The following is a 12,891-nucleotide window of genomic DNA, read 5'->3' as shown; positions in this document are numbered from 1 at the left end:
TAGCCCTTTCCTTTCATTGACTCTGCAACGTCCGCGCGCGAGAAAGGCGCGAAACTGACGTGAGGACACTTTCTTATGAACAAGGTATACGGCTCCGCTGCCGAGGCTCTGGACGGGATTTTGCATGACGGCATGCTGATCGCATCCGGCGGGTTCGGCCTGTGCGGCATTCCCGAGCTTTTGCTGAACGCCATTCGCGATGCGGGCACGAAGGACCTGACCTTTGCCTCGAACAACGCGGGCGTGGATGATTTCGGCATCGGCATCCTGCTGCAGACCAAGCAGGTGAAAAAGATGATTTCGTCCTATGTGGGCGAAAACGCCGAGTTCATGCGCCAGTATCTGTCGGGCGAGCTGGAGCTGGAATTCAATCCGCAAGGCACCCTGGCCGAGCGCATGCGGGCCGCCGGCCACGGCATCCCCGGGTTTTACACCAAAACCGGCGTCGGCACCGTGATCGCCGATGGCAAGGAAGTGAAAAACTTCAACGGCGAAGATTACATCCTGGAAGAAGGCATCTTTGCCGACCTGTCGATCGTGAAGGCCTGGAAGGCGGACGAAACCGGCAACCTGATCTTCCGCAAGACCGCCCGCAACTTCAACCCGCCCGCCGCCATGTGCGGCAAGATCTGCGTGGTCGAGGTGGAAGAGATCGTGCCAACCGGGTCGCTGGACCCCGACGCGATCCACCTGCCGGGCATCTATGTGCACCGGATCGTGCAGGGCGAGCACGAAAAGCGCATTGAGCAACGCACGACGCGGGCTGCATGACAGCCCCGTCCGAGAGCAAGGTCCATCTGATCGGCGTCGATGGCGTCGCCCGGATCGAGGCGCGGGTCGAAAGCTACCTGCACCTGGCCCGCCGCATGATCATCGACCAGTTCGGCCCCGAGGCCGGCGGCGACGATCACGTGCTCTCGACCGTCACACTGGCCGCCGCCATGGCCAACCTGGAAACTGCCGAGATCGTCGCCTCCTCCGAGGACAAGGTCGCGGATAGCATTGAAAAGAAAGAGGTCTGAAATGCCTTGGGACCGCAATCAAATGGCCGAACGGGCCGCACAGGAACTGGAAGACGGGATGTATGTGAACCTGGGGATCGGCATTCCGACCCTGGTCTCGAACTACATTCCCAAGGGCGTCAACGTCACGCTGCAATCGGAAAACGGCATGCTGGGCATGGGTCCGTTCCCGATTGAAGGCGAAGAAGACGCCGACCTGATCAACGCTGGCAAGCAGACAATCACTGAACTGCCGCAGACCGCCTATTTCGACAGCTCGCTGTCATTCGGCATGATCCGGGGTGGCAAGATCGCGATGGCGATCCTGGGCGCGATGGAGGTCGACGAAAAAGGCGACCTGGCAAACTGGATGATCCCCGGCAAGCTGGTCAAAGGCATGGGCGGCGCGATGGACCTGGTCGCGGGCGTCGGCCGCGTGATCGTGGTGATGGACCATTGCAACAAGCATGGCGAAACCAAGGTGCTGAAGGAATGCACCCTGCCGCTGACCGGCAAGGGCGTGGTCGACATGATCATCACCGACATGTGCGTCTTCGAAGTCGAGCACAAAGGCCTGCACATCGTGGAACTGGCGCCGGGCGTCACCCGCGAAGAGGTGATCGCCAAGACCGAGGCGAACGTGGTCTGAGGCGACAACGCAGTTGAGTTTCAAAAGGGCTCCCGTTCAGGGAGCCCTTTTTCGTTTGATCCAACGCGTCAACAGCAGCTGGACACCACACCGCAACAGGCCCGCACATCCGGGTGGTTGTCGCAACAATCGTTCAAAAGAAACGACACCAGCGCGCCCATGCCCGCCGGATTGGCGCGGTAATAGATATGGCGCGATTGCCGTTCTGATGTAATCACACCCGCGTTCTCAAGCGCACTCAAATGGAACGACGCCCGTGACGAAGTTGCGCCGACTTCCTGTCCGACCTCGCCCGCCGATGCACCGGTGTCGCCGCACCGCATCAGGAAGCGGACGATTTGCAACCGGGTCTGCTGCGACAGGGCACCCAGCATGGTCAGGACTTCTGCTTCATTCATATCTCAATATCTCTTGAAGTGTTAAGATATTAAAGGTATGCATGACGTAACGCATCCATGCAAGCACCGGAACCCTGCCATGAGCAGTTGTAGCCCCACGGACTCTGTCGCCAAGGCAGACACGCAAGACACATGTGACTGCGGTACCGGACAGGCCCGGTCTGACATCGCCTGCCCCGTCTGTCGCACATTGGGCATGACCGTGGGCCATATTACCCCGGAAAACACGCTGCGCCGCCAGGTTCGCGACCGGTTGCTGCCTGATGCTACCTACCATTTCTGTGACACGCCAAGCTGCGACGTGGTGTATTACAACGACCGGGACTCTTCGGTGTTTGGCACCCAGGATCTGGTTCACAAGGTCACGGTGAAGGACGACGCGCCCGACACGCGGCTGTGTTACTGTTTTAAGGTCTTGAAACAGCAGGCGCTGGATGACCTTGCGCGCACCGGCACGACGCATGTGTTCCAAACCATTCAGGCCAAGATGAAACCCGGGCAAAGCTGTTTTTGCGAAAAGGTCAATCCGCGCGGCGATACCTGCACCAAGGACATCCAGGACTGGTTGGCACAACAGGATGTGGCTAGTGGAGACAGCGCTCCGGCGCAGGAAAGCGAAAGCACGTGTTGCGGCCCTGTCCCCGCAGCGGCAACGGGGTGTTGTGGCGGCGATACGGTGCAAGATGCTCCCAAAACAGGGTGCTGCTAGGTCCACCTATTCCGCAGGGCGCATCCGCCCAGCCCCACCGTTCACATTCCCGCAACAGTTTCATATTGTCGCCCCAATCTGTCGCTAGACGGGCGACAAATGACTGGGAAAGACATCCATGCGCTGGAAACAGACTGACTATACCGGCTGGGGCCGGGTGTTGCGGGCAAGCGGCCCCGTGGCGCGGCCCGAGCGGCTTTCGACCCTAACGGCCACGCTGGCCGCCCGCCTTGCCCCGGCGTTCGGCAATCGCCGTTCCTATGGCGATGCCTGCCTGAACAATGATGGCGCGGCGCTGGACATGACGCGGATGGACCGGATCATCGGTTTTGACGCGACCACCGGCGTGGTCGAGGTCGAGGCGGGGATTACAATCGGTGCGCTGGCGAAGGTTTTCGCCCCGCGCGGTTGGCTGCCATCGGTCATGCCCGGCACCGGCTTTGCCACCGTGGGCGGTTGCATCGCCCAGGACGTGCATGGAAAGAACCACCACAATGACGGCAGCTTCGGTCAGCATGTGCTGTCCGTGACCCTTTTGAACGGGGACAAGAAGACCGTCGCGACGCCCGACCGCAACAAAGCTGTCTTCCGCGCCACGATGGGTGGGATCGGCCAGACCGGCGTGATCGCCAGCGCAAAGCTCCAGCTGAAACCGATCGTAGGCGACGTGATGATGGTCACCGAACGGCGGGCCGACGGCTGGGACGAGCATCTGGCACTGTTGGATGGATCGCAGGCCACCTATTCGGTCGGCTGGATCGACGCGACCGCCACGGGCGCGGCCCTGGGACGCGGCATCGTGGAGGAGGCCGAACTGGCCGCAGGCTTGGTGCCCAAGCCGAAACCGTCGAAAACCGTGCCGCTGGATGCCCCCAAGTTCGCGCTTTCCAGCCCGGTGGTGAAGCTGTTCAACACCGCCTATTTCCGCCGGGTGCCCGCGTCGGGCCGGTCCGTGGTGAAGCCGATTGATGACTTCTTCTTTCCATTGGACAAGATCCACGACTGGAACCGGCTGTATGGCAAGCGCGGGTTTTACCAGTTTCAGAACGTTGTGCCGCTGGATGCCGCCGACAGGCTGCGCGAGATGGTCGAGATGATCGCGGGATCGGGCCTGGCCTCACCGCTGGCCGTGCTGAAACGCATGGGCACCGGCCGTGCCGGGCACATGTCCTTCCCGATGGAAGGCTTTACGCTGGCGGTCGATTTCCCGGCCCGGGCCGAGGCGGCTGAGCTGATCGCGATGCTGGAAGACATGACTGTCGATGCGGGCGGGCGGCTCTACCTGGCCAAGGACGCGCTGGCGACCGGCCCGGCGATCAAGGCGATGTACCCTGAACATGCCGAATGGGTCACCGCAGTGAACAAGGCCGACCCCGACCACGCGATGGAAACCGACATGGTGCGGCGGCTGAACCTGAGGAGCGCGACATGAACCAGACCTGGATCATCCTGGGCGCCACGTCGTCAATGGCGCGCGCTTTTGCCCGCCGCGTGGCCGACGATGGCGCCACCGTGCTTCTGGCTGGCCGCGACATGGACGACCTGAAACGCACCGCCGCCGACCTTGTCGCGCGCGGCGCTAAAGCCGAAGCGATCGCGTTTGATGCCCGCAAACCGGCAGGGTTTGGCACCATCGTGACCCGCGCGGGCCGCGAAGAGGGGCAGATCAACGCCGCGGTCTTTGTGGGTTCAATGCCTGAGCAAAGCGCGATCGACGCGGATCCTTCCCTGATCGACGGCACCGTGACCGACAGCTTCACCGGGCCGGCCCAGCTGTTGCAAATGCTGGCCCCGCTGATGGAGGATCGCGGATGCGGCACGATCGTCGGTGTTGGATCGGTCGCAGGGGACCGGGGACGGATCGGGAACTATGTCTATGGCGCTGCGAAGGCGGGCTTTGCCACCTACCTTAGCGGTCTCAGAAACCGCCTGACCCGGGTCGGTGGCCATGTGGTGACGGTCAAGCCCGGTTTTGTCGATACCGCAATGACCTGGGGGATCGAAGGCATGTTCCTGGTCGCCTCACCTGACAAAGTGGCCGCCGATATCCTGAAAGCGGTCGAGAAGCGCCGCAACGTGATCTATACGCCGTTCTTCTGGCGGTACATCATGCTGATCATCCGCCACATCCCGGAAGCAATCTTCAAGAAGATGTCGATCTAACGGATCAGGCGTCGTCGTCAGCTCAGCCCGAACCATTCGTGCCACAGCCCAGCGGCGTAGAACATGATCGACAGGGCGATCAGCATCAGGCCGATGCCGCGCTTGTCTTTCATGGCGAAGATGATCGGGTCGTAATCTTGTTTGCCCGTGTAGCCCAGCCGCACCATGCGGATCAGCCACCAGGCGATCGGCACCTCTGCCACCCACAAAAGCCATTGCGTTGGGTAGAGCGCCAGAGCCTGTTGCGTAAAGCTATACAGAAAGAAAGACAGCAGCGCACCGGCAACGCCGAGCCCTGCGACATTCAGAAGGTCGCCGCGATCGGTGCGGGCATATCCCCGGCCCGGCAGCCGCGCGTCGGATGTTGCCAGCGTGAGTTCCGTCAGCCGTTTTACCGCCCCCAGCGCGATGAAGACCGGGAAGATGAACACCATCAGGAAACCGGTCACCAGCACCCCCGTCGCCATCGCCCCCGCCACCACGCGCAGGGTATAAAGCGAAGCCAGCATCGCGATATCCACCCAGCGCAGGCGTTTCAGCCGCAGCGAATAGGCCAGCGAGACCGCCATATAAAGAAGCGTGACCAGGAAGAACGGCAGGCCAATCCAGGCCCCGATCCCCAATGCTATCGCCGCCAGGACAAAAAACGCCCCCATGCCGACGCCGATTGGAACCGTGCCTGCTGCGAAGGGGCGACGGCATTTCTTCACGTGCAACCGGTCGGCCTCAAGGTCCAGAAGATCGTTCACGATATAGATCGACGAGGCCGCGGCTGAGAAGGCCATCATGCCCAGGATCACCAGAAACAGCGAGGACCAGCTGAAGTCATGTGCCGCGATGGTCGGCACGAACAGCAGGATGTTTTTGACCCATTGATGCGGGCGCAGGGCGCGGATCAGGTCTGTCATGCGCCATCCACCGGCAAAGCTCTGCACCGGTTTGCCGCGCGCCGCCATCACCCGGGCCGAGCGTTCGTCGCCCACCACAAGCGCAGTGTCGGCATGATCCCAGACCGCGCGATCCACCGACGCGTTGCCGGCATAGTCAAAGCCGCCCTCGCCGTAGGCTTCGACCAGCGCGGCCGCCTTGCGCGCGCCTTTCAGGTTCGTTTCGCCATCCGAGGCAAATACCCGGCCCTCAAGCCCGTGGTCGGTGGCCAGCTGCGTCACCAGCGTCTGGTCCGAGGCAGAGGCCAGCACGACCTCGCGCCCGGCACTGCGTGCGGCCACGGCAAGCTCGGCGATTTCTGGATTGACCGGCATCAGGTCCGTGCGTACCTGCACGATCCGTGCCAGATCGGCCTTAAGAACCTCCGGGCGGCGCAGATTGCGAAAGCTCGTGCTCAGGGTCGCCAGCGGCGCCTGCCCCAAGCCGGCCCAGAAGCACTCCAGCAACATGTCGGTGCGCAGGAAGGTGCCGTCGACATCCAGAACCAGTGGTTTTTCAGCCATTGGACGACGTTCCCTTTACCGCGAAGACGCAGCCATCGGTGATCAATTGCGGCGGCGTCAGGCACAGGCCCCGCGCCACCCGCCAGGCCGCAAGCACCTTTGGCACATAGGCGCGAGTTTCCGCATAAGGCGGCACGCCGCCGTGGTCACGCACAGCCCCTTCGCCGGCATTATAGCCAGCCAGGGTCAGGATCGCGTCACGTTCGAAATGCTTCATCAACCAGGCCAGGTATTTCACCCCGCCGACAATGTTCTGGCTGGCGTCCAGGCTGTCGCTGACTCCAAAGCGTTCGGCGGTGGCCGGGATCAGCTGCATCAGCCCCTGCGCCCCTGCCCCGCTTTCGGCCACGACGCGCCCGCCGCTTTCGACCGAAATCAGCGCGATAACCAGCGCGGGTGAGATATCCGTGCCCACGGTCGCACGCAGAATGTCCAGCCCATGCGCCTGGGCGATGTCCTGAAGATGCTGCAATCGCGGTTGGGCCAGCCCGTCCTTGCCATCCAGTGCCGCCATCGCACGGGCCAGGTTGGCCGGGCCGCCTTTGTCGGCCTCGGGCCGCACGCTGGTCCAGAACCACTCATAGCCGCTGGGGCTGGGTAGACCGGGGCTGGCGTCTGAGTCCGGCGCTTTTTCGGGCACGGCAAGAGCCGCCGCCTGTTCGGCCGGATCGATCTGCACGTCAATACGCGGCCCTGCCCCCGGTTTGGGCACGGTGACCCGGCGAAAGGTGAAATCGGCAAACGGCTTGGGCCCCTCGGCCAAAGCCGGCACGGGCGCGATCAGCGCCGTGGCGATATATGTATAAAGAAGCCGCCGCATGTTGCGGACCTCTGCTCTGCCTCGTTTTATTATTGCGGGCACTCTCGCAGAATCCGCTGGAAAGGGCCAGTTTTTCCTTAACAAACCTCGCGATTCTCGTGCGAAAATCCAGACCTGCTGGAAGATTTTAAAATCTGGATAATTTTTTTATTATTTATTATCAGCATGTTGCTTTCACAACGTCGAAATAATTCGTTAAGTCCAAAAACGTACGAAACGCGCCCAAATCTCGCCCCAATCCCAGTGCCATATATCGCCATGCCAAGCAGAGAGACCAACCGGTTCACAGGCGGTTCGAAACAAAGCTTCGGTGAAGACTGATACAAACTGAACACCTTTCGGAGGGACACAAAATGAAACTGTTCAACAAATTCTTCAATGACGAATCCGGCGCCGTGACCGTGGACTGGGTCGTTCTGACCGCTGCCATCGTGGGCCTGGGCATCGCTGTCATGAGCGCTGTCGGCACCTCGACCGCCGATCTGGGCGACCGCATCTCGTCCGAGATCGACGCTATGGACGTCATCACCTACTAATCCGTGACGGTCTGAGGTGTGCGTACACGCCTCAGACCCACCTATCCTATCAGGAGATAAAACTATGAAACTGTTCAACAAATTCTTCAATGACGAATCCGGCGCCGTGACCGTGGACTGGGTCGTTCTGACCGCTGCCATCGTGGGCCTGGGCATCGCTGTCATGAGCGCTGTCGGCACCTCGACCGCCGATCTGGGCGACCGCATCTCGTCCGAGATCGACGCTATGGACGTCATCACCTACTAATCGCGTCACCGCGATGACAATCGGCCGCGCCACTTTGGCGCGGCCTTTTGTGTTTACCTGGTCAGGGCAATTGCATCTTCCCCACCGGCGGGCTAGGCGTTGTTGCCAAATTGTCAAAAATTCTTGTGATCTTCATCCTTTGTCCAAGGTTTTGCCCTAATTGACGTAGAAGTTTGGCCTATAGGGACGAGTGACGAGACCTTCCCGGGTCATGTGATCGAAAGGACAGAATATGCGGTTGGTATTCGGATTGGTGCTTGTGCTGGGCTTGGCCCTCGCGGGTGGTGCCGTCTACATGGCGCGCGACTATATCGGCACCTACCAGCGACAGTTGGACGTGGAACGCGCCGCGCGGGCGCAGATGGTGCCCACGGTCGAGGTCTTTGTTGTCACACAGCAGCTGCGCTATGGCGAACAGCTGACGGACGAATTGGTGCGTGTGGTTCGCTGGCCGGAAAATGCCATTCCCGAAGGCGCCTTCCAGTCGATGGACGCGCTGTTCCCGGAAGGCGAAAAGAGATTCCGCACCGTCGTTCGCACGATGGAAAAGGACGAAGCCGTTCTTGAGGTCAAGGTCACCGCACCCGGCGAAGATGCCGGTGTGAGTTCACGCCTGGGCGCGGGAATGCGTGCCTTTGCGATCAAGGTCGATGTGGCCTCGGGGGTATCGGGCTTCTTACGCCCCGGCGACAAGGTCGACGTTTATTGGACCGGGCGGGGCGGCGAAGACGGACGTTCGGATGTGACCAAGCTGATCCAGGCGTCACTGCGCCTGATCGCGATCGACCAGACCGCGGACGAAGATCGCGCCGCGCCCACAATCGCGCGCACGGTGACGGTCGAAGCAACCGCACGCCAAGTGGCTTCTCTGGCCCAGGCACAATCGACCGGAAGCCTGTCGTTGTCGCTTGTCGGGGCCGAGGACGATACCGTCTCCAGCGGCGTCGAGATTGACCAGAACCAGCTTCTTGGCATCCAGGAACGAGTGATCGAGCAACAGGAAGCCGCACGCGTCTGCACGATCAAGACCCGCAAGGGCGCCGAGATCGTCGAAGTTCCGATCGCCTGCCCAAGCGAATGACTTTTGGCCACCCGATCTTGAATCGGATGGCCAACGCACCCCCATATCTGGCCCATCCCGGCCAAGGTGTTGCGACTTATCCACATGAAATCGGTGCCCCAAGGCATTGATTCTTGCAAAAAAACAAAAGTTGACGCAATGTACGTCGCAATATGGGCGAAAAGACCCAACCTGAGGCGTGATCGGAGAGGCAGGATCACATGAAAATTGACAGATTCATGAAAGCGGCCCTATTGGGCCTGGCAGTTGGTTTTGCGACCCTCCCCGCGGGGACAGCGCAGGCCGAAACCCTGAGAGTAATGCGAGGAGCAGCATCAAGCGCGCTGGCGGTTCCGATGAACCGGGCCGTCGTGGTTGAAAGTGACGTTCCCTTCGCCGAACTTTCCATTGCAAATCCGGGCATTGCGGACATTTCCACATTGTCCGACCGCACCATCTATGTGCTGGGCAAGGCGCCCGGACGCACCACGCTGACCCTTTTGGGCGCGGATGGAAGGTTGATCACCAATGTTGAGGTGCAGGTTGCCCCCGACATCGCGGAATTCAAGGAACGGCTGCGCCAGATCCTTCCGGGCGAACCGATTGAAGTGCGCACCGCCAATGACGGGCTTGTCCTGTCTGGCATTGTCAGCTCAATCGCGAAACTGGATCGCGCACTGGACCTGGCCGAGCGGTATGCCCCTGAACGTGTATCGAACCTGATGAGCGTCGGCGGCACCCAACAGGTGATGCTGAAAGTGCGTTTTGCGGAAATGAGCCGCAGCGTGCGCAAGGCGCTGAGTTCTTCGCTGGCCATTCAAGGTGGCACCGGACTGGGCGTAATCGGCGAAACCGGCACCTGGATCGACGGCGACAACGGAATCGGCAACCCGATCAACGTCACGCCTGACACCGAAGGTGGTGTCGCACTTGGCTTCAACGCGGGATCCTTCCAAGTGGCAGTCCTTCTGGAAGCCCTTGAAAGCAAAGGTGTTGTGCGCACTCTGGCCGAACCGAACCTGACTGCCCTCTCGGGGCAAGAAGCCACGTTCCTGGCCGGTGGCGAATACCCGATCCCGGTCGTCGATAATGACGGCGGTGTGTCGATCACCTATAAGCCCTTCGGCATCGAGCTGACCTTCACCCCCCGCGTCGTGGACGCGGACGTGATCAACCTGCGCCTGGACGCCAGCGTGTCGGGCATCGACGCGACGACCAGCTTCTCCTCTAACGGCATCGCCGTGTCGGGCTTTCGCACCCGCCGTGCTGCCACCACGGTGGAAATGCGCGACGGTGAAAGCTTCGCCATCGCCGGTCTGTTGCAGGATGATTTCCAAGATCTCTCCGGTCAGGTGCCTTGGCTGGGTGACATCCCGGTTCTGGGCGCCCTATTCCGCAGCGCGGAATATGAGCGTGAGCAGAGCGAACTGGTCATCATCATCTCGGCCCACCTGGTCACCCCCACCCGGGGTGAGGCCCTGGTTCTGCCCACCGATCGCATCAAACCGCCCACCGAAAGCGAATTGTTCCTGTTCGGCAAAACCGCCGCGCAGAACCGTCCGACCAAAGGTGCCGCGGGCGAAGTGGCGCAGCAGGACTTCTCGGGGTCCTATGGTTATGTGATGGAGGACTGAACGATGAAATCTCAGATGAAACGCCTCCTCGCCGCCACTTCGATCCTGGCCCTGCTTGCGGGTTGTGGTGACAGCCGCCTGCTCTCGTCCTGGACACAGGAAGCCGGTGAGTTCCTGGACGAAGGCCAGTTCGGCAATCCGACCATGAACAACACCGAGATCCACTCGGGCGACCGCACCTTCCTGACTGCTATGGAAAACCGTTTCGCCAGCGAAGTGACCGATACGGTGAATTTCGAGTTCAATTCAGCCCGTCTGGGGGCTGAAGCCCAGGCCGTGCTGCGCACGCAGGCCACCTGGATCCGCCAGTTCCCCGAAGTGCGCTTCCGGGTCTATGGCCACACCGACCTGGTCGGCTCGAACGCGTACAACAAGCGTCTGGGCATGCGCCGGGCGCGGGCGGTGGTGAACTACCTGGTTAGCCACGGCGCCGATCGGCACAGGTTGGAGGCCGTGGTTTCCGAGGGCGAAACCCAGCCCCTGGTCGTGACTGAGGGCCGTGAGCGTCGCAACCGCCGCACCGTCACCGAGGTGTTCGGCCTGGCGTCCGACAACCCCATGGTCTTGAACGGTAAATACGGTCAGGCGCTGTTCCGTGAGTATGTCGAAAGCTCGACCGAATCGCGTGCAGAAGTATCGGGCAAAGGTCCCGAGATCATCAACACGACAGAGACCTGGTAACCCCCTACCCTGTCACGAAAATGCTCAGGCCGGCGCGCAATCGCCGGCCTTTTTCGTGGCATTCTAAGCGTTTTCTATGCGGAAACAGCCCGCCTCCCAGCCGCTTATCGTCTCAAATGACCGCATAATAACGAAATTTTAGCCCCAATCTTGCCAAGATTGCCTGCGAAATCTTCGGGGTAATGGGAGCAGACCGTGCGAAATCGAGTCGCGCGGGGCCTGACCGAAGTGACCGGCATCCAAGACCGGAACGACGCGTGGGCCTGTATTTGGAAGGAATGAGGCAATGAGTAGCAGTGTAGCACTGCAACCGGACCCCGCACCGATCGTCGCTTGCACGATCTCTCGGGACGTGCAGAATTTTGATCTGCTGATCGAGGACATGGAAGCCGAGCTGGGTGAAACCTGGGGCGACCTGTCCCTGAGCGACGCCAAGGCCTTTTTTACACAGCCCGACGCCGAAGCGCTGGAATTCGTTGCCATCGCGATGGATGACGAAGACGAAGCCAACCTGGCCCAGGTGGCCGATGTCATCAAGACCGCCGTTGCACAGAACATCAAGGTGATCGTCATCGCCGAAGAGGTCAGCCCGATCGCGCTGCACCAGCTTTTGAAAATGGGCGCTGAGGAATTTGTGCCCTACCCGCTTCCCGAAGGCGCGCTGCATGATGCGATCGAGCGTCTGCGCGCCCCCGAACCCGCACCCCAGGCACCGGTGCCTGATGAGATGGCAACAACGCTGAAGGCAACTGGCGACCGCGAAGGCGTGGTGCTGCCCATTCATGGCTTGGCAGGCGGCACCGGAGCCACCACGCTGGCGGTGAACCTGGCCTGGGAACTGGCCAACATCGAAAAAGACAACCCGCCCCGCGTCTGCCTTTTGGATCTCGACCTGCAATACGGCACGGTCTCGACCTATCTGGACCTGCCGCGCCGCGAAACGGTCTATGAGATGTTGTCGGACACGGAAAGCATGGATCAAGACAGCTTCATGCAGGCACTGCTGACCTTCAACGACCGGCTTCAGGTTCTGACCGCCCCCAACGAGATGCTCCCGCTGGATCTGGTCACATCGGAAGACATCCAACGCGTGATCGATTTTGCCCGCGCGAACTTCGATTATGTCGTGATCGACATGCCCTCGACCGTGGTGCAATGGACTGAAACCGTGCTGACGTCGGCCCATGTATATTTCACCACGATGGAGCTGGACATGCGCTCGGCGCAGAACACGCTGCGGATGATCCGCGCGCTGAAAGCCGAAGAACTGCCAGTGTCCAAGCTGCGCTATGTGTTGAACCGCGCGCCGAAGTTTACCGACCTGTCCGGCAAGGCCCGGGTGAAGCGCCTGGCCGAGAGTCTGGACATCACGATTGAACTGCAACTGCCCGACGGCGCCAAACCGGTCGTGCAAGCCGGTGATCACGGCATTCCGCTGGCAGACGCCGCGACCAAGAACCCGCTGCGCAAGGAAATCCAGAAACTGGCCGCATCGGTTCATGAAGTCAACAAATCCGCAGCCGTTGCTGCGCAATAAAGGAG

The 12,891-nt window shown here is 61.0% G+C and carries 15 protein-coding genes; 12 read left to right on the top strand and 3 right to left on the bottom strand.

Going from position 1 to position 12,891, the window contains the following annotated elements:
• Window positions 1–75 precede the first annotated feature (75 nt).
• The 3 genes from MN188_RS01075 to MN188_RS01065 are packed head-to-tail and all read left to right on the top strand — an operon-like array spanning window position 76 to window position 1,650.
• Complete coding sequence (locus MN188_RS01075; RefSeq protein ID WP_242104944.1) at window positions 76–771, top strand: CoA transferase subunit A; 696 nt, start codon at window positions 76–78, stop codon at window positions 769–771.
• Window positions 768–1,022 (top strand): hypothetical protein, encoded by a 255-nt coding sequence (locus MN188_RS01070; protein ID WP_242104943.1) that lies wholly within the window; start codon window positions 768–770, stop codon window positions 1,020–1,022. The genes MN188_RS01075 and MN188_RS01070 overlap by 4 nt, the downstream gene beginning before the upstream one ends.
• Before the next feature lies 1 nt (window position 1,023).
• Window positions 1,024–1,650: a CoA transferase subunit B gene (locus tag MN188_RS01065; protein WP_242104942.1), complete on the top strand. Its 627-nt coding sequence runs from the start codon at window positions 1,024–1,026 to the stop codon at window positions 1,648–1,650.
• Window positions 1,651–1,718: 68 nt separating this feature from the next.
• Here the strand turns inward: MN188_RS01065 and MN188_RS01060 are convergent, their stop codons facing one another.
• Complete coding sequence (locus tag MN188_RS01060; RefSeq protein ID WP_242104941.1) at window positions 1,719–2,048, bottom strand: ArsR/SmtB family transcription factor; 330 nt, start codon at window positions 2,046–2,048, stop codon at window positions 1,719–1,721.
• Window positions 2,049–2,127: 79 nt separating this feature from the next.
• Between MN188_RS01060 and MN188_RS01055 the strand changes: the two genes are divergently transcribed.
• The 3 genes from MN188_RS01055 to MN188_RS01045 all read left to right on the top strand — a co-directional run bounded on the left by MN188_RS01055 (window position 2,128) and on the right by MN188_RS01045 (window position 4,920).
• The gene (locus MN188_RS01055) at window positions 2,128–2,757 is read left to right on the top strand and encodes a hypothetical protein (protein WP_242104940.1); all 630 of its coding nucleotides are present in this window, start codon (window positions 2,128–2,130) and stop codon (window positions 2,755–2,757) included.
• Window positions 2,758–2,875: 118 nt separating this feature from the next.
• A complete protein-coding gene (locus tag MN188_RS01050) occupies window positions 2,876–4,189 on the top strand; it encodes an FAD-binding oxidoreductase (RefSeq protein ID WP_242104939.1) in 1,314 nt (437 codons plus the stop codon).
• A complete protein-coding gene (locus MN188_RS01045) occupies window positions 4,186–4,920 on the top strand; it encodes an SDR family oxidoreductase (protein WP_242104938.1) in 735 nt (244 codons plus the stop codon). The genes MN188_RS01050 and MN188_RS01045 overlap by 4 nt, the downstream gene beginning before the upstream one ends.
• A 17-nt stretch (window positions 4,921–4,937) precedes the next feature.
• On the opposite strand, the gene MN188_RS01040 is transcribed toward MN188_RS01045, so the two are convergent.
• The gene (locus tag MN188_RS01040; protein ID WP_242104937.1) at window positions 4,938–6,371 is read right to left on the bottom strand and encodes a UbiA family prenyltransferase; all 1,434 of its coding nucleotides are present in this window, start codon (window positions 6,369–6,371) and stop codon (window positions 4,938–4,940) included.
• Window positions 6,364–7,191 carry a lytic transglycosylase domain-containing protein gene (locus MN188_RS01035; protein WP_242104936.1) on the bottom strand — a complete coding sequence of 276 codons (828 nt, stop codon included), beginning with the start codon at window positions 7,189–7,191 and terminating at the stop codon, window positions 6,364–6,366. The genes MN188_RS01040 and MN188_RS01035 overlap by 8 nt, the downstream gene beginning before the upstream one ends.
• Window positions 7,192–7,544: 353 nt before the next feature.
• On the opposite strand from MN188_RS01035, the gene MN188_RS01030 reads away from it, so the two are divergent.
• The 6 genes from MN188_RS01030 (at window position 7,545) to MN188_RS01005 (ending at window position 12,886) form a co-directional block, all read left to right on the top strand.
• On the top strand, window positions 7,545–7,727 hold the full coding sequence (locus MN188_RS01030) for a Flp family type IVb pilin (protein ID WP_242104935.1): 183 nt from the start codon (window positions 7,545–7,547) through the stop codon (window positions 7,725–7,727).
• A gap of 64 nt (window positions 7,728–7,791) precedes the next feature.
• Window positions 7,792–7,974, top strand: a complete 183-nt coding sequence (locus MN188_RS01025) for a Flp family type IVb pilin (RefSeq protein ID WP_242104935.1) — start codon at window positions 7,792–7,794, stop codon at window positions 7,972–7,974.
• Window positions 7,975–8,206: 232 nt separating this feature from the next.
• Window positions 8,207–9,055 carry a Flp pilus assembly protein CpaB gene (gene cpaB, locus MN188_RS01020; protein ID WP_242104934.1) on the top strand — a complete coding sequence of 283 codons (849 nt, stop codon included), beginning with the start codon at window positions 8,207–8,209 and terminating at the stop codon, window positions 9,053–9,055.
• A gap of 200 nt (window positions 9,056–9,255) precedes the next feature.
• A complete protein-coding gene (locus tag MN188_RS01015; protein WP_242104933.1) occupies window positions 9,256–10,668 on the top strand; it encodes a type II and III secretion system protein family protein in 1,413 nt (470 codons plus the stop codon).
• Window positions 10,669–10,683: 15 nt separating this feature from the next.
• The gene (locus MN188_RS01010) at window positions 10,684–11,349 is read left to right on the top strand and encodes an OmpA family protein (protein ID WP_242104932.1); all 666 of its coding nucleotides are present in this window, start codon (window positions 10,684–10,686) and stop codon (window positions 11,347–11,349) included.
• A gap of 286 nt (window positions 11,350–11,635) precedes the next feature.
• Window positions 11,636–12,886: a CpaE/TadZ family protein gene (locus MN188_RS01005; RefSeq protein WP_242104931.1), complete on the top strand. Its 1,251-nt coding sequence runs from the start codon at window positions 11,636–11,638 to the stop codon at window positions 12,884–12,886.
• Window positions 12,887–12,891: the final 5 nt, after the last annotated feature.

This window comes from Aliiroseovarius subalbicans (assembly GCF_022678625.1).
Classification (GTDB): domain Bacteria; phylum Pseudomonadota; class Alphaproteobacteria; order Rhodobacterales; family Rhodobacteraceae; genus Aliiroseovarius_A; species Aliiroseovarius_A subalbicans.
The sequence above is the reverse complement of the archived record's forward strand: the minus strand, read 5'-3'. Positions and strand labels throughout refer to the sequence as shown.